This is a genomic window from Lacrimispora xylanolytica, assembly GCF_026723765.1.
GTDB classification, from domain to species: Bacteria; Bacillota; Clostridia; order Lachnospirales; family Lachnospiraceae; genus Lacrimispora; species Lacrimispora xylanolytica.
Map to the genome: position 1 here is coordinate 4,242,227 of NZ_CP113524.1, position 24,306 is coordinate 4,266,532.

At 44.3% G+C, this 24,306-nt stretch carries 18 protein-coding genes; 4 read left to right on the forward strand and 14 right to left on the reverse strand.

All coding sequences use genetic code 11. The features are described from left to right. Positions 1–150: 150 nt before the first annotated feature. The 9 genes from OW255_RS19525 to OW255_RS19565 all read right to left on the reverse strand — a co-directional run bounded on the left by OW255_RS19525 (position 151) and on the right by OW255_RS19565 (position 10,564). Complete coding sequence (locus OW255_RS19525) at positions 151–2,352, reverse strand: DNA topoisomerase III (protein WP_268115071.1); 2,202 nt, start codon at positions 2,350–2,352, stop codon at positions 151–153. Between the two features lie 64 nt (positions 2,353–2,416). Next, the gene (locus OW255_RS19530; RefSeq protein WP_268115072.1) at positions 2,417–3,358 is read right to left on the reverse strand and encodes a M14 family metallopeptidase; all 942 of its coding nucleotides are present in this window, start codon (positions 3,356–3,358) and stop codon (positions 2,417–2,419) included. After that, complete coding sequence (locus tag OW255_RS19535) at positions 3,346–4,170, reverse strand: ABC transporter ATP-binding protein (RefSeq protein WP_268115073.1); 825 nt, start codon at positions 4,168–4,170, stop codon at positions 3,346–3,348. The genes OW255_RS19530 and OW255_RS19535 overlap by 13 nt, the downstream gene beginning before the upstream one ends. After that, the gene (locus OW255_RS19540) at positions 4,167–4,997 is read right to left on the reverse strand and encodes an ABC transporter ATP-binding protein (protein ID WP_268115074.1); all 831 of its coding nucleotides are present in this window, start codon (positions 4,995–4,997) and stop codon (positions 4,167–4,169) included. The genes OW255_RS19535 and OW255_RS19540 overlap by 4 nt, the downstream gene beginning before the upstream one ends. Continuing rightward, on the reverse strand, positions 4,997–5,821 hold the full coding sequence (opp1C, locus tag OW255_RS19545; RefSeq protein ID WP_268115075.1) for a nickel/cobalt ABC transporter permease: 825 nt from the start codon (positions 5,819–5,821) through the stop codon (positions 4,997–4,999). Before opp1C ends, OW255_RS19540 begins: the two co-directional genes overlap by 1 nt. A 1-nt stretch (position 5,822) precedes the next feature. Further along, entirely contained in the window at positions 5,823–6,764 is a 942-nt protein-coding gene (opp1B, locus tag OW255_RS19550) for a nickel/cobalt ABC transporter permease (RefSeq protein ID WP_268115076.1), read from the reverse strand. A gap of 100 nt (positions 6,765–6,864) precedes the next feature. After that, on the reverse strand, positions 6,865–8,499 hold the full coding sequence (gene nikA / locus OW255_RS19555) for a nickel ABC transporter substrate-binding protein (protein WP_268115077.1): 1,635 nt from the start codon (positions 8,497–8,499) through the stop codon (positions 6,865–6,867). Between the two features lie 83 nt (positions 8,500–8,582). Next, positions 8,583–9,509, reverse strand: coding sequence for a LysR family transcriptional regulator (locus OW255_RS19560; RefSeq protein ID WP_268115078.1), 927 nt, complete (start codon positions 9,507–9,509; stop codon positions 8,583–8,585). Between the two features lie 254 nt (positions 9,510–9,763). Next, positions 9,764–10,564, reverse strand: a complete 801-nt coding sequence (locus tag OW255_RS19565; protein ID WP_268115079.1) for an alpha/beta hydrolase — start codon at positions 10,562–10,564, stop codon at positions 9,764–9,766. A gap of 261 nt (positions 10,565–10,825) precedes the next feature. Between OW255_RS19565 and OW255_RS19570 the strand changes: the two genes are divergently transcribed. Both OW255_RS19570 and OW255_RS19575 read left to right on the forward strand, forming a co-directional pair. Next, positions 10,826–13,327, forward strand: coding sequence for a glycoside hydrolase family 31 protein (locus OW255_RS19570; protein ID WP_268116640.1), 2,502 nt, complete (start codon positions 10,826–10,828; stop codon positions 13,325–13,327). A 306-nt stretch (positions 13,328–13,633) separates the two neighbouring features. After that, positions 13,634–14,515: a helix-turn-helix domain-containing protein gene (locus OW255_RS19575; RefSeq protein ID WP_268115080.1), complete on the forward strand. Its 882-nt coding sequence runs from the start codon at positions 13,634–13,636 to the stop codon at positions 14,513–14,515. Here OW255_RS19575 and OW255_RS19580 read toward each other — a convergent pair. The 5 genes from OW255_RS19580 to OW255_RS19600 all read right to left on the reverse strand — a co-directional run bounded on the left by OW255_RS19580 (position 14,442) and on the right by OW255_RS19600 (position 21,552). Next, positions 14,442–15,827: an MATE family efflux transporter gene (locus OW255_RS19580; protein WP_024838116.1), complete on the reverse strand. Its 1,386-nt coding sequence runs from the start codon at positions 15,825–15,827 to the stop codon at positions 14,442–14,444. The two genes, OW255_RS19575 and OW255_RS19580, sit on opposite strands and share 74 nt — an antisense overlap. Before the next feature lie 195 nt (positions 15,828–16,022). Continuing rightward, a complete protein-coding gene (locus tag OW255_RS19585; protein WP_268115081.1) occupies positions 16,023–18,449 on the reverse strand; it encodes a glycoside hydrolase family 31 protein in 2,427 nt (808 codons plus the stop codon). A gap of 4 nt (positions 18,450–18,453) precedes the next feature. Further along, entirely contained in the window at positions 18,454–19,281 is an 828-nt protein-coding gene (locus tag OW255_RS19590) for a carbohydrate ABC transporter permease (RefSeq protein ID WP_268115082.1), read from the reverse strand. Beyond that, on the reverse strand, positions 19,281–20,159 hold the full coding sequence (locus OW255_RS19595) for a carbohydrate ABC transporter permease (RefSeq protein ID WP_268115083.1): 879 nt from the start codon (positions 20,157–20,159) through the stop codon (positions 19,281–19,283). The genes OW255_RS19590 and OW255_RS19595 overlap by 1 nt, the downstream gene beginning before the upstream one ends. A gap of 34 nt (positions 20,160–20,193) precedes the next feature. Continuing rightward, positions 20,194–21,552, reverse strand: a complete 1,359-nt coding sequence (locus tag OW255_RS19600) for an ABC transporter substrate-binding protein (RefSeq protein ID WP_268115084.1) — start codon at positions 21,550–21,552, stop codon at positions 20,194–20,196. A 148-nt stretch (positions 21,553–21,700) separates the two neighbouring features. On the opposite strand from OW255_RS19600, the gene OW255_RS19605 reads away from it, so the two are divergent. Both OW255_RS19605 and OW255_RS19610 read left to right on the forward strand, forming a co-directional pair. Beyond that, positions 21,701–23,542, forward strand: a complete 1,842-nt coding sequence (locus OW255_RS19605) for a sensor histidine kinase (protein WP_268115085.1) — start codon at positions 21,701–21,703, stop codon at positions 23,540–23,542. Continuing rightward, entirely contained in the window at positions 23,539–24,285 is a 747-nt protein-coding gene (locus OW255_RS19610) for a response regulator transcription factor (RefSeq protein WP_268115086.1), read from the forward strand. The genes OW255_RS19605 and OW255_RS19610 overlap by 4 nt, the downstream gene beginning before the upstream one ends. The last annotated feature ends 21 nt before the right edge of the window (positions 24,286–24,306 follow it).

The following is a 24,306-nucleotide window of genomic DNA, read 5'->3' on the forward strand; positions in this document are numbered from 1 at the left end:
ATAATTGGACTCTCTGGTACCGTCAATAAGCAAAGTAAAATTTTACTAAAGTTTTACCTTGGCTTTAAATGAGATTCAAATAAAAAGAGAAATGAGGGCATCGCTCTATCACATCAAGGATGAAATTGCGATACCCTCACTATTAATTTACTAATCTTCTTTCCCCAGATCCAGCTTTGCAAATGCCGCAGCAAATGGACTGTTGATGGCTTCCTTTGCTTCCTTGTTCTGCTGATTGATGTATTTCGCCACATCTCTTTTGGATACTCCGGCCCCTTCCTTGGTCCGGCGTTCCTTAAAGGCAGAAAGCTTTTCCTTATAGCCGCATTGGCAGACAAAGATCTGTCCATCTCCTTTTCCCTTTAGAGAAAGCTTTTTATGGCAGACCGGACACCTTGCGTTGCTGGTTCTTGAGATCACTTCCCGATGGCCGCATTCCCGGTCCTGGCAAACAAGCATCTCACTGTTTTTGCCCTTTACTGACAGCATCAGTTTTCCGCAGTCCGGACATTTTTTATTGGTCAGGTTATCATGGGAGAAACAGCCTTCTCCTGCCTTAATCTCATGAATCAGCTCCTCAGAGTACTGTCTGATATCCTTCATAAAGGCAGCTCGTTTTCTCGTTCCTCTGGCAATCTCAGAAAGCTTCATCTCCCAGTCAGCCGTAAGCTCCGGCTTCTTTAAATCCTCCGGCACCAGAGTGAGAAGCTGTCTGGCCTTGGAGGTGACGAAGATGTCCTTCCCCTTTTTCTCCAATAGAAAGCTGGAAAATAATTTTTCTATGATATCAGCTCTGGTTGCTACGGTTCCCAGCCCCCCGGTCTCTCCAAGGGTCTTTGCCATATCTCTGTCTTTCGACTCCATATAGGAAACTGGATTTTCCATGGCGGACAAAAGAGTGGCCTCATTAAATGGAGCAGGTGGTTTTGTCTTTCCTTCTATCATGAAAAGGGTAAGTGAGGAGAGGCGCTCTCCTTTTTTAATGAGAGGCAGATTCTGTTCCTTTAATTCCTGCTCCTCCTCTTCCTCATCCTGGTTCTCATAGACTTCCTTCCAGCCTGAGTTTTTTACAGTTTTTCCACGAGCCACCAGCTTTTCTCCCCCTAAATCCACAAAGAGTTCTGTCTGTTCATACTCAAAGGGTGGATAAAGGACTGCGATAAATCTTCGGACCACAAGATCATAGATCTTTCTCTCGTCAATGGTCATGTGATCCATCTGAACAAACTGCTCTGTTGGGATGATGGCATGATGGTCGGATACTTTTTTATCATCTACAAACGATGACTTTGCCTCAATCTTCTGATTGATCAGTCTTCCTGCCAGCTTCCGGTAAGGCCCTATGCTGCAGGCCTCCAGCCTTTCCTTAATGGAGGGCACAATATCTGAACTCAAATACCTGGAATCCGTTCTCGGATAGGTGAGGACTTTATGATTTTCATACAGCCTCTGCATGATATTTAAGGTCTCCTTGGCGGAATAGTTAAAGCGGCGATTGGCTTCTCTTTGAAGCTCAGTCAGGTCGTAAAGCTGAGGAGAATACGTCTTCTTTGGCACGCTCTTTACCTCGGTGACCACACCTTCACTCTCTTCCTTCATCTTTAAAAGCAACGCTTCTACCCGCTTTTTATCAAAGGAGCGGTAGCTTTTAGAGCCTTCGTCTCTCCAGGTAAAGGTAAGGGAAGGAGTCTGACATTTAGCCGTGATTCCGTAGTAGGGCTTAGGAACAAACTTTTTAATCTCTTCTTCTCTTTTTGCAATAATCGCTAAGGTAGGAGTCTGAACCCTTCCGCAGCTAAGCTGTGCATTGTATTTGCAGGTAAGGGCACGGGTGGCATTGATACCAACCAGCCAGTCTGCTTCGGCACGGCACATGGCAGCATCGTATAAATCATCGTACTGGTGCCCGTCCTTTAACTTAGCAAAGCCTTCCTGAATGGCCTTATCGGTAACAGAGGAAATCCAAAGCCGCTTGATAGGTTTTTTATTCCCTGCCTTTTCAAGAATCAACCTTGCCACCAGTTCCCCTTCTCTTCCGGCATCTGTGGCAACAATGATTTCACTCACATCATTTCTGTGTATCTGAGTTTTGACCACACGGTACTGTTTTCCCGTCTGTTTGATGACTTCCAGCTTAAACCGGTCCGGCATCATGGGAAGATCTTCCATCTTCCATTCCTTATATTTGGGATCGTAATCCTCGGGATCTGCCAGGGTGACCAGATGGCCAAGCCCCCAGGTTACAATATATTTATCTCCCTCAACGACCCCGTTCTGGTTCCTGGTACAATGAAGCACCCGGGCAATGTCCCTTGCTACCGAGGGTTTTTCCGCTATAATCAAAGATTTCATGGTATTCCTCCAAATTTCATTTCTCCCACAATTATAGCCCATAGCGCCTTTTATTACAAGAAAATCACTTCCCGTATGCAATCAGGGATTCTCCTTGGCTTACTCCCATGCACACGGTTTCATAAAGAATGATGCCGTCATACGCTCCACAAACTGCCTGAAGCTCATTTCCCCAGACATCCTTAACTGTTCCAAGTAGCTCTCCTTCTAAAAAAGTATCACCCGGACGTTTACATGGATACCAGAAGCCTTGTGCCTCTGAGTTAATATAGGTTGCTGTCAAAACTTCCTTCTGCTCCTGTTTTTCCGTCAAAATCTCATCCCTTAACACACCTAGATGAACCAGAACCTGCTTTACCTCTTGCCTATAGCTTTCTAGCTCTTCTGGTAAAAAGGCACCCTGGCCTCCTCGTTCCATGAGGATGGAGGGGATCCCTTGAATAGCTGCATAGTTATAGGAGCCAGTAATAGCTGTAGACTTAACCCGGATTGCCATACCGGTTGCTTCTGCCATCATCCTGGATTTTTCTGATACTTCTTCCGTTGCAACTCCAGCATAATAGACAAAGGACATGACCCGTTCACTGGTATCCCCGGAGTGTAAATCTATGTAATAGTCTGCCTGATTCTGCAATTCCTTTTCCATAGTGTAGGCAATTTTTTCCGAGAGGGTGCCATCCTTTTTCCCTGGAAACATACGGTTTAGATTTTTCCCATCCTCTGGCACGAAACGGCGGGTATAGGTATAGGCCGCTGATGGATTTGCCACCAGAAGAAACAAGATCGTTCCACGGATTTGAGAGGGCTTTAGCTCTTTTGACAAAGTCATGGCTGTCTCTATGCCAATGTATTCGGCTCCGTGGACTCCGGCAGAGATTAATACAACAGGTCCTTCCTCGTCTCCTTTTATGGCGCATACCGGTAGCTCAAGGTTATGGTTGATTACCGGAATTATGGTTTCCAATTTGCACCCTTTTTTTAATTGCTGGTTATTTATGTAGCACATAATAATTCCTCCTGCTGTAGTATTTCTTCCTCCCCCATAGCCTCTACATCAAATATGGCATTTAAAAGCTTTCTGGCATATGGATGAGACGCTTGACCAATGATTTCCACACTTCTCATCTCTGCCACCTGCCCCTGATACAGAAATAGTACATGAGTGCATAAGTAGGTGACTGAGGTTAAGTCATGAGTGATAAAAATATAAGTTAGTTCCTTATCTTTTTGTATCTGTTTTAATAAGTCCATGATCTGAACCTGAGTATGGGCATCCAAAGAACTGATGGCTTCATCAAAAAGAATGACCTCCGGGTTTACAGCCAATGCCCGTGCAATGCACACACGCTGAAGCTGCCCTCCGCTCAGCTCGTGAGGCAGCCGCTCCTTATAGCTGGTGCACAGTCCTACAAACTCCAGAAGCTCATCTATTTCCTTTTCCTTATTAAGTGAAATGCCCTCCCGCCGTTCCCTGGCCCGTAAGCCCTCACCAATCAGGCCCCTGACCGTAAATCTTGGGTTTGCAGATGTGGTGTAATCCTGGAATACCACGCTTATTACTGCCTTTTTTTCTCCTTTTTTCCGTTTTCCCATTGGCTCCCCATGGAAAAGAAGATGGCCCTTATCCGGCTTTAACAGACCGCAAATCACTCTTCCCAGAGTGCTTTTCCCGCTTCCGCTTTCTCCAAGGATTCCAAGACACTCTCCTTTTTTTACCTCAAAAGAGACATCTGTAAGAACCTGCTGGCGATCCACGCCCCACAGCCGTGTCTGGTTTTCCTTTTTAAAGCTGACGTAAATATGTTCTGCCTTAATCATAAACCAATTCCTCCCTTTTTGCGAACCGCCTGATGATATTTCTCCATAACTGCCCTTTTCTTTTCCACAAGCAGCCTGGTATAAGGATCCTGGGGATTTTCGTAGATTCTGGAGAAGGTCCCTTTATCCGCTACACTACCCTGGTTCAATACAAGTACCTGATCCGATATGGCAGATATGACCCCAAGATCATGGCTGATAAAGATCATAGAAATTTTAGACTGCTTTTTAATTCGCACAAATTCCTTCATAATCTCATATTGGGTGATGGCATCAATGGCAGTTGTCGGTTCATCGGCAATAATCAGGTCCGGCTCCATGGACATGGCAAGTCCTATCATGATTCTCTGTAACATGCCGCCGCTTAGCTGATGAGGATATTTCTTTAAGACTTCTCTTGGGTTTGAGATTCTCATGGATGTCAAAACCTCCACCGATTGATCCAAAATCTCAGCCTTTGTAAGACTTTTATGTTCTCTGTATGTCTCTGCCAGCTGTTCGTCAATCCGGTAAAGAGGATCAAAGCAGGTCATGGGATTTTGTAAAATCATCCCGATTCTTTTTCCTCTAATTTTCCGAAGCTGCTCCCTGGATTTCCCGATTAAATTTTCTCCCTGAAATATGGCTTCTCCTTCTACGGTAAAGCCCTGACCCAAAAGGCCCATTATGCCCTTTAAGCTCATACTTTTCCCGCTTCCGCTCTCTCCAAGGATACCAAGGCACTGACCTGGCATCACTTCAAAATCAATGCCGTGTACAATGGAGGTAGAATATTTTTTACTCCTGTGCTCTATAGTTAAATTGCTTACCTTTAAAACTGGTTCCATCAGATTCTAACCTCCTTTGGATCTAGGGCATCTCTTAAGGCATCCCCTAGAAGATTAAAGGCAGCCACCAGGATAACTATGGCAAGTCCTGGTGCAATCATTTGGACCGGATTGGTTGTCATGACATTCTTCGCCTCATTCAGCATTGCTCCCCATTCCGGCATGGGTGCCTGTACTCCCAGTCCTAAAAAGGACAGAGTTGATATGTTAAGAATAGCCCAGCCAATATCAAGAGTGGCAAGAACTGCCATCTCAGATGCCACACTGGGAAGAAGATGATTTAACATGATAAACCGCTCTCCGCTTCCCACACATCTGGAAAAAAGAACAAAGTTCTTATCCCTGTATTTCATAACGTTAGTACGAATCATACGGGCATACCAGGCCCATTTGATGAGTACATTTGCAAGAATTACATTTCTAACGTCAACTCCAAGAAGTGCCACTACGGCAAAAACCATGATCTGGCTGGGAAACGACATCATTACATCTACAGCTCTCATTATGATCTCATCCACAAATCCACGGAAATATCCGGCCAGAAGTCCCATGATACAGCCGATTCCTATCGTTCCTGCCATGGTTACCAGAGACAGAAAGAGTGTAGGGCGGATTCCATAAATCATTCTGGAAAAAATACATCGGCCGAGCTGGTCTGTCCCCAGGGGATAGGTGAGGCTGAAGCCGGAAAACTTTTGAAGGATATTATTTTCATAAGGATCGTTGGGAGCAAACACAGGGGCAAAGATACCAAGGACAGCCACCAGAAAAATAAGGGCCATCATGATTACCGCAATTTTATTCTTAAACAGACGTTTCCACATCTTAAGATACCTCCCTTCGAAGTCTTGGGTCCGCAATGGACTGTATGATATCAAACAACAGATTAAATACCACAAATAAGGTTCCAATTAAGAGCACATAGGTTTGAATAACCGGATAATCCCGGTTGAAAATAGATGTAATGCAGAGCTTTCCAAGTCCTGGCCACGCAAAGACATTTTCCACTACAATGGTACCAGCCATAAGCTGGGGAACGCTCATGCCAATGGCTACGATACAGGTGTGAAGAGAATTCTTCAAAATATGCCTTATGAGGATGTTCCGCTGCCTAAGTCCTCTGGCATTTGCGTACAGAACGTAATCCTCTTTCATGTTCTCCAGCATATTGTTTCGGATGAGGCGGATATAGGTTGAGATATAGGTGAGAGACACGGTAAAAGACGGCAGAATAAGGTGCTTTATGGTGCCGCTTCCACTGGTGGGCAGCAGATCCCATTTAATACTGACCAACCAGATGAGCAAAAGGCCGATCCAGTAAGCAGGCATGGCAGTGGTCATAAAGACGATTCCCCTTACCACCCGGTCAAAAAGGCTGTCCTTGTAAACAGCACACAAAAATCCGATGGGAAGGCTTAATACGATTACAAAGACAAGAGACGCCATGGAAAGTACAAAAGTGGCCGGGAGACAACGGACGATCTCTCCCAGCACAGTTCGGGAGGGATTCGTATAACTTACTCCAAAATCAAGCCTCAAACAGTCCAGCAGCCAGTTAACATATCGTACCAGATAGGGGTCATTCAGTCCCATTTCCTCTCTCACCTGTTCTATGGCCTCTGGTGTGATTACAGGTGTCTGGCGGACTCTTAGGGCCACCTCCGCGGGATCAGACGGAATTAAGTTTATAAATACGAAGCACAAAAAAGAAATAAGGAGCAAGAGCGGAATGGCAGACAGTGTTCGCTTTATGATATATGATTTCATGTATTACCTCCAATGTATCGAAAGAAGGGAGAACCAGCCTCTGGTTCCCCCTGTGATGTTTTTCCTTGGGTTCCGGTAAACATCCTGTTTCTTTTCGTTCTTATTCAAAATACATCTGTCCAAAGGGAACCTCATACTGGGTCTGGGTAAATCCTACCCCCTTTAATGAGGAAGAATAAATGGCTTTGTTGCACTCATAGGTCAGGGGAATGTAAACGGCATCCTCGTGAAGCCTTGTCAATACGAAACGGTAGAGCTCCTGACGCTTTGCTTCATCGGTGGAAACCAGAATCTCTGAGATGGCCTCGTCAATTTCCTTCTTATCCTCAAGACCCTGCTGCGCCGCAAAGTCACCGTATACTGGCTGTCTCATGGCAGATAGAGAGGACTGCGGATCGTATGGAGTTCCCCAGCAGATATTAAATACCATGTCAAAATGACCTGCCTTCATGTTGTCCCGGTAGGACTGCTCCTCTTCTCCCTTAATTTCAAGACCCATACCAAGCTTTCCAAACTCAGACTGCAAGTATTCAGCAATAGTCTTCTCCGTTACACTGTCACTGTTGTATAAAAGGGACAGCTTTAATGCTTTACCGTCTTTTTCCCGGATGTTATTGCCACTCATGACCCAGCCTGCCTCATCAAGCATCTGACCTGCCTTCTCTGCATCGTACTCATAAGGCGTCAGTCCGATCTTGCAGTAAGGAGTGGATTCTGCAAACAGGGTATCTGCAGGTTTTTCAAGTCCGTAAAAGACTCCGTTAGAAATAGCCTTGCGGTTGGTGGCATGCTGAATCGCCTGACGTACTGCCTTTTCCTTTAAAATATCATTGGTAGTATTTAAAACAATCTGTCTTGTGGAGGTGGGCTCGGATAAGGAAACTTTGAAATCACCGCTTTCCTTATATTTATTTACTGCATCGGCGTCAATCATGTTTTTGCCGAAGATCAAGTCAATTTCTCCTTTTTCCAGAGCAAGAATTCTTGTCTGGTTATCAGGAATTACCTTTACCGTAATTTTTTTCACCTTTGGCTTTTCTCCCCAGTAGGATTCATTGGCTTCAAAGATGGCATATTCATCGGTTACAGATTCTTTCAGTATGTAAGCACCAGTTCCCACATATGCGCTTACACCATCTTTGGTACTTCCGCCCTTCATGGCCTTTGGAGATATCATAGCGAAGGGTCTGGTCACTCCAAGCTCTGTCAGCATTGGATAATACGGCTTAGACAGTTCAATGACAAAGGTTTCTTCATCTGGTGCGGAAACTCCCACTAAAAGATTCATCATCTCCAGCCAGGTGTGACGGTCCTTATTTTCAATAATGGCATCAAAGTTGTCTTTTATGGCATTGGCATCGCAAACCTCTCCGTCTGAGAAGGTCACTCCCTTTCGGATCTTAAAGGTATATGTCTTTCCATCGTCACTGATTGTCCAGCTTTCTGCAAGACATGGCGCGTAGCCGTCCTCTGTAATGGTAACCAGAGTTTCGTAAAGCATTTCCTGGGCATACATCTCCCCGGCATACAGATGAGGATTTAAATCTCTGATGTCTCTGTAGTTAACAAACACCAGCTCCTCCCTCGCCTTATCAGACTGGCCAGCCTCCTGGCTCTCCTCTGCTTTGGCGGAAGCTGCTGCTTCCTTTCCGCCGGCAGGTGCTTTGCTGCATCCAGCTAATACTGCTGCAGAGATAACGCCTGCAAGACAGGTATATAATAACTTCTTTTTCATTTATCGTACCTCCTGATTTTATCACGCTATCTACTATAGCACGGTTAGTCTTAACTTACCAATAACAAATCAGGGAGGGTTGGTTATAACAAATCGTTATACTCAGACAGCTTTTTCTTAAGCTCCTCTATGTAATACTTGGCTTCCATTGACAGCTCTTTTTTCTTTTGTTTTACATAGCCAATGGTCAGAAACCGTTCACAGTCATTGACCTTAAGTGCCTTGATACCCTGGGCTTCATAATCCTTGGAAACAAAATCAATGCCCATGCAGCAGACATCGGTATGCTTTAACATGTTGTGAATCATATAATCGCTGTTGGTATAAACAGCATTGTTACGATTCTCCATCTGCATGGCCCCTATACTGATCCGGTCGATGTGATGCTCCATGGCAAAGAAATCCTCGGTACCTTCCATAAATTTCAGTTCCTTCAGTTCATCAAATTCAATAGAATCCCTGTGATACCAGGGGTGTTGATTCCCCATGTAGATCCGTATTCCACGGTCCCCCAAGGGGTGGTATTCCAGTTTCTTGTGCCACATAATATGATGAAAGCAGGGAAGCTGGGAATGAGCCAGATAGACAATGCCTATCTCAGATAGGTGCTCTGACACATGATCAGTAATCTCCTCAACGGTCCCTTCTCTGTATCCAAACTTAATACCTTTATCCTTATGAGCCACATATAAATCTGCCACCAATCTGGTCAGGATGCTGCTTTGATAACCAGATACGCAGAAATAAGTCTCCGCCTGCTTTTTTACCAGGACCTGAATCATATTGGAGTTCTTCAAAATGGAAAGTGCGTAAGTATACAATAAATTCCCCTGCTCCGTGATTTTGATTCCTCTGCTGTTTCGTTCAAATAAAAGGACTCCCAGTTCCTTTTCCAGATTTGCAATGACCTTGCTTACATTGGGCTGGGAAGTGTATAAGTACTCTGCCGCCTTGTTTAAGCTGCCGTGGTCTGCCGTTGCCACAAAATATTCCAATTGTTTAATTTCCAACTTTATATCTCCTTTCAGGCCTTTCGCCGGATTCATCTTAAGCATAAAATAGGCGCAAAAAAAGCCGTCCAGTCATGCGGTAACCAGTACGGCTCTCTTGCAGGAGTCATGATCCTTCACGGGTCAAATGAAGGATGCAATCAGAGGGTTAGTCTGATTTAGAATATTCACACGCAGTTAGCTAAAACTAACTGTATTTATATTACCATAATATGATTAAAAATGCAAGAAGTGCACACGAAAAGAATTATCATTTATAGGGGTAACATCCACTGTAACACCTTCTGGATGTATGCCTCCCAGAAGTCCCAGTCATGATTGCCGGGGCCTTCCACATAGACAGCCTTAGAGCCTCTCTCATCAAGCTGTGCTTTCATGGCGGTATTCATATCGTACACAAAGTCCTCGGTGCCGCAGGCAAAGTAAAGCTCCGGCAGATTCCCGGCCTTCTCACAGCGGTCATAAAGGGTAATCAGATCTGCATCGCTTCCCAACACATCCGTTGGATTCTTAAAAATTAAGTCCCAGCGGAAGGGGGATCCGCCTTCCCCGTCTTTTGTTCTTTCATAAGTCATCTCGATATCAAGGGCACCGGATAAGCTGGCTGCCTTTGCATACTGCTCTGGCTTTGAAAGTCCCAGATACCAGGCGCCATAGCCGCCCATGGAAAGACCTGCCACAAAGGTATCTTCTCTTCTCTTTGAGATTGGAAAAATACTTTTTACAAAAGCAGGAAGCTCTTCCGTAAAAAAGGTAAAATAATTATTTCCCAGATACATGTCCTGATAAAAGCTGTTATCCGCAGAAGCCATTACCACTGCCACACAATGCTTTTGTGCATACCGTTCAATATTGGAAAACCTCATCCAGGAGCTGTAATCTCCATAGGCACCATGAAGAAGGTAAAGAACAGGAAGCCCTGTATCATATGGGTACGACTTTTTTGTTTCTTCACTGGTGATCTGCTCGTTTCCTTCCGGAGTTGGGATAATTACATTTACATCGACTGTGCGCTTTAGGGAAAAGCTATAGTAATGACAATTCATGCTGGCCATGAGCTGGTCCTCCTTACTGTTTTTTCTTATTATATGCTTAAAGATCAGGGAAAGCTAGACGGAAATTGCACTGTTATTCTCAGTATAAAACGTATTTTGCTCATTTTACATTGGGAATGCCTTATATTTCGTCAGAAAAAAGCGCAAGATATGTATAGTTTTACCCGTCAAACTGCAATTTCCGTCTAGCATTTGCATGACGTTTTCTTTATGATGATAGCAGAAACTTATGATACATTTACAAAAAGGAGCAGATACCATATGAAGCTTTGTACCGCTGTAAAAGAAGTGATTTCCTCTGATTCTTATTTCCGGATCCTTACCAATTCCATTGAGATCCGCCTCATGTTCTTTACCGATTCCATTATCCGCATCCGGGCAGGCTTTGACGGGGATTTTGCAGAAGAATCCTACAGCCTCATTACCACTGCATGGGAAGACCGTATGGATAAATTCCTTGGCAGTATGAGAAAGCGGATTACGCCTGCCCCAGCCAGTATGTCTGACCAAGGAGACTCCGTAATCCTACAGGGAGCACTTTTAAAGGTGGTCGTTGAAAAAGACCCGTTTCGTATCTGCATCTATGACAAGGAAGGAACCTGCATTCACTCCGATATCGTGGACCTTGGCTATATGGAGGACAGCAACCACAGACGAATCCATACCAGCGAAATTTCACCAAAAGACTGCTTTTACGGCTTTGGAGAAAAGAGCGGGGAATGGAACAAGGCCCAGAAGTTCCTTTCCATGAGTCCAAAGGATGCCATGGGGTATAACCCGAAGGAAACAGACTCTTTATATAAGCATATCCCATTTTACATTAAACTGAATAAGGATACCAAAAAGGCAGTGGGCTATTTCTATCACAACACCTACGAATGCGATTTTGATATGGGCCGGGAAAAGAGCAATTACTGGAAGCCTCACAGCCGCTACCGTGCCGACGGCGGTGACATCGACTTATTCCTCATTGCAGGGCCAAAGGTAAGGAGTGTGGTGGAACGGTACACGGATTTGACGGGAAAGTCAGCCCTTCTTCCCCGCTACGCCCTTGGCTATCTTGGTTCCTCCATGTATTACCCGGAGCTTCCCAAGGACTGTGACGACGCAATCCTGGAATTTATTGATACCACAAGGGAAGAAGACATTCCGGCAGACGGCTTTCAGCTCTCCTCCGGCTACACCTCCATTGAGACAAAGGATGGCATCAAGCGCTGCGTCTTTACCTGGAATAAGGACCGTTTTAAAGATCCAAAGAACTTCTTTAGGGAAATGAAAAAACGGGGCATTACCGTATCTCCTAACGTAAAGCCAGGCATCCTGTTATCCCATCCAGATTTAGAAACCATGAAGGCAGAGGATATCTTTGTAAAAGACAGTGAAAAGGACGAGCCGGGAGTGGGGACCTGGTGGGGCGGCAAGGGCGTGTTTGCCGATTTCACGAAGGAAAAGACAAGAACCGTCTGGAAGAAGCTGTTAAAAGAAAATGTTCTGGAGATGGGCACTAATTCCATCTGGAATGATAACTGCGAATACGACAGTATGGTGGACAAGGACAGCCGCTGCGACTTTGAAGGAAAGGGCGGCACCATCGGACAGTTAAAATCTGTGATGTCCAACTTAATGTGCCACATCACCGACGAGGCCATTCATGAGACCTTTGACAATACAAGACCATTTATCGTATGCCGTTCCGGTCACAGTGGAATCCAGCGCTATGCCCAGACCTGGGCAGGAGATAATTTGACCTGCTGGGATTCGTTAAAATATAACATTGCAACCATTTTAGGAATGAGCTTAAGCGGAGTTGCCAATCAAGGCTGTGATATCGGCGGCTTTTACGGCACATCACCAGAAGCTGAATTAATGGTCCGCTGGGTGCAAAACGGAATCTTCCAGCCTCGTTTCTCTGTTCATTCCGTGAATACAGACAACACGGTAACAGAGCCCTGGATGTACGGAGACTATACCAAATATATCCGTAACGCCATGAAATTCCGCTACCGCATGATTCCATATTTCTATTCACTCATGGAGCGGGCCCATGAAACTGGTCTTCCTATTATGGAACCCATGTGCAGTGCGTTTCAAAACGACCCGAAATGCTACGAGGAAGGCATTGATTTTATGACCGGCGATTCTCTTCTGGTTGCCAACGTCGTAGAAAAAGGAGCCCAGTTCCGGGAAGTATATCTGCCTGAGGGAGAAGTCTTCTATGATTTTTACACAAGAGAACGGTATGAAGGCGGACAGACCATTAAGATTCCTGTTACCATCGAGAGCATTCCTCTCTTTGTCCGGGGCGGAGCCATTATTCCCATGGCCTTAAACCAGATAAATAACGTAACTACAGAAACCATTACCGGCCTTCATCTCCTGATTGCAGCAGATAAGGACAATTGCTTCACTTTATATGAGGATGACGGCTGTTCCATGGATTATGAAAAGGGAGCATATTTAAAAACTCATATTGATATGAAGGCTGGAGAGCAGACAGTTCTTAAATTTAAGCAGGAAGGAAATTTTGAGACCACAGTGGAGACCCTGCATCTGGATGTGATTCAGAGAGAAAAAGCACCTTTCTTTGTAACCCTTGACGGAGAACTTATGCCCCATTTCCTTCACAGGAAAAAATTTGAGCAGGCAGAATCCGGTTGGTATTACAGCCAGACATTAAAATCGGTTCAGATAAAATATCCAAATCCGAAAAAAGATTCCAAACTGTTAATCTCCTTTGAACAGTTTGATATGATCGGAATGTAACAATCAAACAATTTTTAATATCAAAAAGGCCGTCCTTGTCATGCGGTAACAAGGAGGGCCTTTTCGTAGGAGTCATGATCCTTCATGGGTCAATGAAGGAGAATCTCAGAGGGTTAGTCTGATGTATAGAATATTCACACGTAGTTAGTGTCGGCTAACTAACCTTATGTTAGCATAGGGACAAGAAAAAATCAAGAGGGTTTATTGATATCATTTATCAATAACTCTTTTTTTGTCTCATTGCCAACGGGTCAAGAAACAGATATAATGTCCCTATCGTTAGAATTTGAAAGGAGGAGAGAAACGTTGATCGATTCTGCAGGCTTTTTAATGGCTGGCGGGAAATCCATAGCCAGCGAACGCATCCAGGGTGTGGATGACAACATGGAACGATCTCATTATCATGAGTATTTCGAGCTTTACTATCTGGAATACGGAAACCGTTACCACATGGTTAATGAACATATCTATTCCATTCAATCCGGGGAATTGATCCTGTTTCCTCCCTATGTGATGCATCACTCCTACGGAGACAGCGGCGTGGCTTTTAAACGTCTTTTGGTCTATTTCACCCCGGATATGATTCTGGTTCCTGAGATCAAAAAGGCTTTAGGCACCTCTTCTGGCGTTTACCGTCTGGATAAGAAGGACAGCCTTCTCATTCATCAGCTGTTAAAAGAGATTCTTAAGGAGCAGGATGAAGGAGATGGCTATGGAACAGAAGCCATGCAAATGCTTTTAAATCAGCTTTTAATTAAGCTGGCAAGGCGGTCCGGAGAGTCCATTAAGCCGGAACAGTCCGGACGCATCAGTGAAATCCTTCATTACCTTCACTTAAATTACAGTGAGAACATTACTCTTAATGACCTGGCTGCCAGGTTTTATATCAGTCCCTATTATCTGTGCCGGGAATTTAAACGCTATACCAACAGCACCATCATTCATTACATAAATAACCTTCGCATCATTCAGGCGCAGAGAATGTTTCTGGAGACGGACAAGACCATCACCGACATCAGCCGGGAGGTTGGTTTTTCAAACGTCACTCATTTTAACCGGGTCTTTAAAAGCCTCCTTGGTATGTCACCGTCTCAGAACCGGAAGCAGTTAAGACCTAGCCTTCCTCCAGAACAATATTCTGAATCCAAACGCCCTTCTTCACCAGAACAAAACCAATCGCACATTTGACCAGATCCACCATCTGGCACATGAAATACAGCTGGACGATTGGAATATCCGTAAACCGGCTTAAAGTATAAGCAACCGGAATACTGGCTACCCAGATAAACACGCTGTCAAAGAAAAAGGTAACAATGGTCTTTCCTCCGGAACGAAGGGTAAAATAAGAAACATTCATAAATGCATTAATGGGCATGCAAAATGCCAGGATACGGATAAACTGTACAGCTAATTTTTTCACCTCATCCGAGGTGTTATATACCATGGGGAATAACGGTGCCAGGACCATTAAAATCATTCCGATGATAAGTCCCGAGCAAACAGAAAATGCAATCAGCTTTGTATCCGTATCTCTTGCCTCCTCATGCTTTCCAGCTCCCAGAAGCTGACCTACAATAATAGAAACCGCGCTTCCCATAGCCAGATAAACCACGTTGAACACATTACCAATGGTACCGGATATATTAAGACCTGCCACTGCCACTAAGCCTCTGATGGAATAGCACTGCATCAGTCCTGCCATACCGGCAGCCCAAAGCGCTTCATTTACCATGAGAGGAGTGCCCTTAATGAGAATCTTCTTTACCAGGCTTCCTGGAATGTAAAGGCTTTTATAAGCTCCTACAATAAATGGATTTCTTTTTTTATGGCTGTGAGTCCAGGAAACAATGATTCCAGCCTCAATAAATCTTGCTACCGCAGTGGCTGTACCAGCACCCATGACTCCAAGCTCCGGGGCACCGAATCTGCCAAAGATCAAAATAAAGTTCAAGGTCACATTGACAAGTACGGCTACAATACCAGCCTTCATGGGAACAACAGTTTGACCGCACTCTCTAAGGGTACTGGTATACGCCTGTTCAATTCCAAATGGGACCATGCCGATTAACATAATCAGCATATACTGTCTTCCATAGCCAAGAACCATCTCACGTTCTGCTTCATTTCCCTCGCCCTCAAGATACAGGGCAATGAGATCTTTTCCGAAAAAAAAGAAGAGAGCCGCAGCAAACGCCGTAAGAATGAGACAGCAGATAATCTTAAACCGGAACGCATGCCTCACTCCGTCATGCTTTTGGCTGCCATAAAACTGGGCACCAAAAATCCCGGCACCTGATATGATTCCAAAAATAGTGATGTTAAATACGAACATCAGCTGGTTAACAATGGCAACTCCGGTCATCTGTTCCGTTCCCACCATACCAACCATAATATTATTTAAAAGGCTGACAAAATTCGTAATACCGTTCTGTATCATAATGGGGATGGCAATGGACAGCACCATCTGATAAAATCTTTTATTTCCAATAAATTTGCTCATAGTATGTTCCAGTAAAAGGAGCCCCTTTTTCTGTTATTCCTCCCTGCTTTCACCTGCATTTACATTGTTTCCTTCTATTAGTCTTATGTATTATAATCAATAAGAAGGCGATGCGCAAGCAGAACCATAAGTCGTGGAAAAAAGGCCGCCATTCCTGAAATTATGAATGATGGCCTTTTTATTTTCCTGTTCATTTTATGGGAAAGATATGGTTGTTTCCGTTCCATCATAGGAAAAGAACATTTCCCGTCCTCCCGAGGTGCGGATCACGCAGCTTCGACCCTTAATGGATTGGGGAAAGGAATAACGGCTCTTACCAAGGGACAGCTCTCTTTTTTTATCGTCCCAGGAAACCGGAATAAGATTATAGATTCCTTTTTCATAATCATACCCATCTCCCGAATCCTCATACAGCTGAAAAGATCCGTCTTTTCCTTCGTATACGTGAAATTCAAATGGAGTATCAACCACCTCATCTGCATAGCTAAGTCCCTGTTCCATTGGAATGATGGCTCCTTCCCTGATAAATACAGGAATCTTATTAATAGGAGCTTCTGCTATGATCCATTGGCCGCCCTCATAATAATTTCCGGTCCAGAAATCATACCAGCCGCAGGAAAGGGGCAGATAGCATCTCCAGGTCCGTTCCCGCTCCAGTGGGATATTTTCCGCTTCATAATACATAGGCTCTGTCACCGGACAAACCAGGATGGAATCTCCGTACATAAACTGTGAGGATATTCCCTTTGCCGTCTCATCCTCTGGAAAATCAAACAGAAGGCTTCGAAGCATGGTATCATCCTGAAGCATGACCCGTCCCGCAAGGGAATAGGTATAGGGCATTAATTTATATCTAAGACGGATACATCGCTCTATCTCATCATAAAACATAGTGCCCCGCTCTCCGAAGTTCCAGATTTCCCGTGGGGTATCCGTTCCGTGAGAACGGAACATGGGAAGAAAGAGGGAAAACTGAAGCCATCTCACATAAAGCTCCCGGTATGCCCTGTCATCCACTCCCTGCTCATAACCGCCCTGCCAGAACCATTTGGGTTCCGGGTCATTGCTTGAATTGCAGCCCCTTTTTTTCCAGTTGTCCTTTACCACAAAGAAGCCCCCCACATCCAGTGTCCAGTAGGGGTGACCGCTCATGCAGAAGTTAAGTCCTTCCTTCATCTGCAATTTAAGAGTTTCCCAGGTGGCAGTAATATCCCCGGACCAAAGAACCGTTCCGTAGGCCTGAGAGCCGGCAAAGCCGGATCTGGTCAGATTCAGTACCCGCTTATTGTGGTTCTCTTTCCTCTGATTTTCATAGATTCCCTTTGCATGGTATTTTCCATATAAGTTGGCCTTAGCAGGATCAAGGTATTTCTTATGCTCTTCCCCCACCAGCATGAACCGCTCCCAGGCTTCCCTACGAAAGCTTCCCTTCCAGTCCGGTCCGCAAAACGGCTCCGTGGAATCACACCACCAGGCATCCACGCCTGCCGCAAGCAGTTCCTCTTTCAGCTGCTTATAATATACGGCTCTCGCCTTGGGATTAAAAGCATCGTAGGTGGATAAATCATGTAATAGCAGTCCCTTATCCAAAAATTCCTTGTGGTTTTCCGTACTGGGGTCCATATTGGGCCATACAGAGACCATGACATGAACGTTTTTCTTATGTAATTCCTTCACTGCCCCAGGAAAATCAGGATACCGGGATTTATCCAAGAGCTTATTGCCCCATTTCCCCTCTTCCCAGGTGTTCCAGTCCTGAACAATTCCGTCAATGGGAATGCCTCTCTTTCGATATTCCTTTACTACATCTAAAAGCTCCTGCTGGGTATGGTATGCCTCCTTGGACTGGATATATCCAAAGGACCATTTGGGAAGCATGGGCGCTCTCCCGGATAACGTTCTGATCCCCTTTATGATCTGGTCAAATTGAGGTCCATAGATAATATAATAGCTCAGCTGATCCACTGTATCAAAATACACATAAGAGCCCCTTTTATCATCATTAAAGGTCATCAGGCTGCCGCAGTCAAACAACAGGCCATAGCCCCGGTCAGATATGAGGACAGGAAGGGGAATTCTCATGTTATGCTGGTAAAGATACTGAACAGAACCCTTGTAATCGTAGATTCCTTCCTCTCCCTGCCCAAGCCCATGAAGCTTTTCATCCCTTTGCCACTCAAACCACAATTTTCCCCTGTAAGCGGTCCTCACCTCTTCCTGCACCAGGTTATTGATAAAAATACGCTCTCCATCAACGGTCTTTACCCGTTTGATTTCAGGGGCTTCCCCCTTTGTGGTATGCTGATAGACAGGGATCTCATAAAGCTCCCTGTCTGTCTCTTCAAAAAGCAGTTTCCCGGACCCGCTGTGGCTCCAGTATGTCTTTCCTGTTTTTCTGTTGATCTCCGCTTTAAGAGTACCATTTCCAAATATATGGAAATGATTGGTCCTCTCATACTGAAAGACCCCGCTTGCAGGCGGCTCGATTCCTAAGGGGGAGGGCTTTATAATACTTCCCGTCACCCCACAGGTGCAGTGAATGATGTTGTCAGAAATATTTCTGTATATCAAAGTTTTCTTTCCCGATTCTATGACCACCGTATCTACCTGATTCAATGCCATTTACCTATCCTTTCACCGCTCCGGCTGTCATACCGGATACAATATACTTTTGCCCTAAAAGATAAACAAGTATTACCGGAAGACTGGTCAGGAAAATATCGGCACAGACCAGATTCCAGTCTTTAAAATACATTCCAAAAAAGTTGTAGACCGAAAGTGTCATTGGCCACTTGGCAGAGCTGCTTAAAAAATACAAAGGGGATACAAACTCATTCCATGTATTTAAAAATGTAAGTACCACTACCGTTGCAATTGCAGGCTTTAAAAGAGGCAGGATAACCGAGACAAACAACCGGACCGGACTGCAGCCATCGATGACAGCGGCTTCATCAAGCTCTGTTGGCAGCTTTGCCACAAAGCCATGAATCAGAAATACGGAAAACGGAAGCTGCATCGCCGTATACAAAAGAATGATTCCCACTCTGGTATTATTCAGATGAAGAAACATCATAACCTTTGTCAGTGCCACATAATTGACTGGCATGGTGATTCCTAACACCATATAAAGATAGAGAATCCGGTTTATTTTAGACCGGTTCCTTGAAAAAACATAGGAGGCCATGGACGCAAACAGCGTACAGAGAAAAACACTTGCAACCGAATAGATGCAGCTATTTAAAAATGAGGTCAAAAGCTTTCCCTTTTCCACTACCACAAGGAAATTATCCCACTGAAGGGGAACTGCCGGTAGCTTAAGATTCATTTCAGAGGCTCCCAGGCTGTCCTTTAAGGAGTTTAATAGAATAAGCAGAAAAGGAATCAGTGAAATGGCAGTGATCAGCCATGCCCCGGCGTTGGCGGCAATGGCAGCGGCATGTTTTTTTGCTTTCATTATTCTTCCACCTCATCTTTCGTCATCGTGCGGATCATAAAGAATCCGATTACTACCATGAATACGAACATGACAGAGGATAGGGCGGTACCAATGGCATACTGACCGGTTCCGAACTTCTTGAACACAGCCGTATAAAGAACCTCTGTCGTTGCTTTTCCGGGACCTCCGTTTGTCAGTGCATAAATCATATCAAAGACCTTAAGTCCATAAATTACATTTAAAACCGTTGTGGTGGCAAGGGTGGGAAGCAGCAGAGGCAGTGTAATAAACCGGAATTTCTGCCAGGAGGAGGCCCCATCAATGCTGCATGCCTCATAGTAATCCTGAGAGATGGAAAGGATACCGGCAATTAATATGGTCATGATATACCCGGTCCCTCTCCAGATATCCACTGCCATCACAGACGGAAAGGCATATACCGGGCTGGTGAGCCAGGGCTTAGCAAGCCCCTCCAGCCCAGTTCCCCGTAAAAATGTATTTAATAAGCCTGTGGAGGGATTCAATATCGAGGTGAAAACCATTCCAAGGATCAGGGTAGACAGCACAGACGGCAGGAACATAACGCCCCGGTGAAAATTTAAAAGCCGGATGGATTTTGTAAGCAGCACCGCCAGTGCAAGTCCTAATATGTTCTTAATTACAGTTGTTGAAAGAGTGAATACCAGAGTATTCTTTATAATCTTCAAGTAATTTTCATCTGCGGAAAATACGGTCTTAAAATTCTCAAGCCCAACAAAATGGAGCTGGTTTGAATAGGAGGACCAGTCAGTAAAGGAATATCCGATACCAATCAGGCCGGGAAGAACAAATAAGACCGTGTAGATGAAAAGTGCCAGCGCAGCAAACCACATAGGGTAAATTTTATTTTTATTCATCGTATTCACTCACCTTAAAGAGAATTACAGGTTGTCATTTCCAGGCGGGGTCCCCGGCGGCCTTTGCCTGCTGGGCTCTCACTTCATCAATTGATTTTAATACCTCTTCCGGTTTCATCTCACCAACGATCATTGCTGATAAATTGGCCCCTATTTCGCTCCACTGAGGATTAACATATTTGACCGCTGTCTGGATTACTGTTCCCTTGTTGGTGTAGCGGCTGTAGAAATCCTGAACAGATTCTGTATACATGCTGGGCGCATTCTTAAAGGGAAGCTTATTGAATTTGCTGACATTCTCCGTTAAGTAAGCCAGGTTCTCTTCCTTAGCCAGGAATTCCAGATACTGAATTGCCTCTTCCTGATGCTTCGAGCCGCTGAATACAAATCTTGCTGGTCCTGCCGGATTTACATTTAAGGCCTGATTATCAGCTAGTGGTATTACAAAATATCCGATATCATCTACCGCAATATCAGGATTCACCTTGTTGACCTCTGCCCCAAAGCCCTGATTGGCAATTGTCATGGCGTACTTACCAGAGGCAATGTTCTTTGCAGAATCTGCATACGTATTGGACATGTAGTCCTCGCCCCAGTACCCCTTAGAGACCATTTCATTAACCTGATTTAAGATGGTTGTCAGAGTGGCATTTCCCTCAAAGGCTGCCTTATTTTCATTCCACTTGTCTATGATTCCAGGCTCTTTTGTCTCTGCCTGTACCCCTGTTTCCGGCAGCCATAAGGTATGATGCCAGCCATCGGATACACACTCATATATAGGCGTAATTCCCTCTGCCGATATGGCATCACATACTTTGGTAAAGCTTTCATAATCCGTTGGTATCTCTAAATTTAATTTCTCAAAGATCTTCTTGTTATAGCCAATGGCCCATACAGAAGACACATCCTGTATTGGCTGCCCATACAGCTTTTTGTCTATGGACAGTTCATCGGCTACCAGAGGTTCCACCTGACTGCTAAAGGCGGTTTTAGATAAATCAACGGCATTCTTCTCAACACTAATCTGGGCCTTAATATCAAATCTTCCGCTTTGGGCTCCAAAAATGTCCGTACATTCCCCAGTATTTAATTTCGTCATTAAAAGGTTGACGTACTGGTCAGAAGGAATAATCTGATAATCCACCTTAATTCCTGTTTCTTCCGTAAATTTCTTAGACAGCTCAATTTCTGCATCCTGAATCCAATCCTGGCTTGCCATAAAGGAAATAGTCACACCATCCTTTCCCTTACCGGAGGAAGCCTTTGCCTCCTGGGAAGCGCTTTCCCCGGAAGCAGCACTTCCGGTTCCTCCACTCTCCGTTTTTGCGCAGCCGGTAAAAATAAGTGCAGCCGCCATCGTCAGGCTCAATACTACAGTTTTTTTAAGCTTCATAAAAATACCTCCCCGAAAAATTATATTGACTTTTAATTTGTTATCTGTATTATATAGTGTAATATAGACATTTTTGAATGAACATTTCGATCATTTTTCATGTATATTTTTAACCATCAGGGATGAAGCCGGGGAGGAAAAGTCAATTATGGTGTCAATAACAACAAAGAAACCGAGAAATCAGAGCATCATGCAGACACTTTTTCTTCCATATACCGCCTTGTTTATTTTTGTAATTCTTTTACTTACCTTCTATACCATTGCAAATGAGACAACCAAGCTGAAAACCAGTGCATTCTCTACGTTACAGAACAATGCTGCTATCATCATGGACAACTTTGAGTCCGTGGTACACGACTTAGATACCGCATCTCAAAACATCATTTATTCCAATCTCATAAAAGAAAAATTCGGAACCTATATCAATTATCAGGACAGTACCCTAAGCTCCAATGAAATCTATGAAAGTATCAACAACACAAAAGTGCTTTACGATTTAATTATCGCAATGATTGGACCAAACTCTCCCGCTGACCAGACCTATCTCTATTCCCTGGACTACGGGAAATTCGGCGTAGGCTTAGACAACACCTCCTCAAAAGACAGCGTTTTAAACCAGGACTGGTATGATGAGGTGGTTCGCTTAAAAGGCAAGAAGTATATCTATTGTGAAAAAGATGAGACCTTGGGCCGCTATTATTCCTATCCTGACGATAACAATTTCATTTCCCTCAGCCGGGTATTTTACAGTCCGCTAAATATCCCTCAGGGAATTGTTGAAGTAAAAAAATCCTTTAAAAGCGTAGCCAACGCTGTCACTGCCTTTCAAAGCCCCTACGAGGAGGAGGTCTACCTTTACGGCCCCGACGGAAAAACGGTCTATTCCACGGGAAGCGGGAAACATAACGAGCTTTACTTCGATTTAATAACCAAGCAGACAAATGGGGCTCTAGAGGATGCCAATCAAACCCCTATTTATCTGAAATCAGAAAACAAGTACATCCTGTTTACCACCTCCGATTATACCGGCTTTATTACTGCATTGGTCATTGATAACCGGATGCTGATGCAGCCCATCTATCAGTATATTTCTGCCAACTTGATTCTTTTGCTTTTCGTCATGGTAATAACCGTTTTCATATCCTACTTAATTTCCAAACGGATTGCTACACCGCTATCCAAAATATCGAATCAGGCGAGAGCCTTTCAGCTGACAAGCGCTGATACAGAGCCAGCATTTGAAGAGATGGAGCTTAAAATCACAGAGGTAAATACCTTATATCAGACGCTGTTAAAGATGCAAAAGAAGGCCAGAGCCTCTATGGAGCGGGAACTCCAGCTGCAAAGCAGTGATATGCAGTCTAAGATGCTTGCGCTACAGGCTCAGATGAATCCTCATTTTTTATATAATTCCCTTGCCACCATTCAGGCCATGGCCGATGAGAATATGAATCAGGAAATTATCATGATGTGCCAGACGATTTCACGGATATTCCGATATATCTCATCTGACAGCGAACAGCTTGTATCCTTAAAAGATGAGCTGTCCCATACACAGGATTATCTGGAATGCATGAAGGTGAGATACCACGACAGCCTTCAGTTTGAATTTGATATTCCGGAAGGGATGCATGAGGTACGTATACCGAAGCTGTGCCTACAGTTAATCGTAGAAAATGCCATTAAGTATTCCACCAAATCAAGTCCTCCCTGGAATGTTAAGATACTGGGAGTTTTAACCAACACATACTGGGAGATTCAAATCAGGGACAACGGGCCTGGCTTTACAAAGGATGACCTGGAACATCTCCAGGAAAAAATATCTCACATTGAAAAAAACGGAGTTCTTCCAAACCTGGAAATAGACGGGATGGGGCTCATGAACATCTACATCCGATTTAAAATTTTATATCAGGGAAAACACATTTTCAGATTGAGCAACCACGTGCCTCACGGAGCAATTGTAGTCATAGGAGGAATGATGCCATGAAGTTTTCAGTACTGGTGATTGAAGATGAATCCTTAATTGCCAAAAACATTGCCAAGAAAATTGAAGAGTTGAACCCGTCCTTTTTAGTAGCTGCAATTGCTTCCAATGGTCAGGAGGGGCTTAAGCTGGCGGAAGAATATCTCCCGAATGTCATTTTCACCGACATTCGAATGCCAGTGATGGATGGACTGGAGCTGGTAAAACAGATTCACGAAAGGTATCCCTTCATCCTTTCTGTCATCATCAGCGGTTACTCCGACTTTGAATATGCCAAGGAGGCCCTCCGGTACGAGGTGAGCAATTATCTCTTAAAGCCAGTCAATTACGAAGAGCTTAGAAAAACCCTGTCTGTTCTGGAGACTAAGCTGCTTTCAGCCAAGGACCGCTTCCAACAAGACACCCTGCTTCATTCTCCAAACCGGGCAAAGGAAATCGTAGAGCTTGTGAAGGAATATATTCACAAAAATTACCAGAATCAGATTGATTTTACTTCTCTTGCCACAGAATTTGGTTTCTCCGTCCCCTATTTAAGTAAGATTTTCCTAAAACACTCCGGAATCACGCCTTCCAAGTATTTAAGGAACCATCGGTTAAGTATTTCAAAACAGCTTCTTCGAAATCCTGAGCTGTCTATTGCAGATATCAGCCAGCTTACTGGCTATCTGGACCCCTTTCATTTCAGTAAGACCTTTAAACACGTCTACGGCATAAGCCCCAGTGAATACCGGAGTGAGCTCTCATAAGGGAAGCTTCTATAGAAGCCA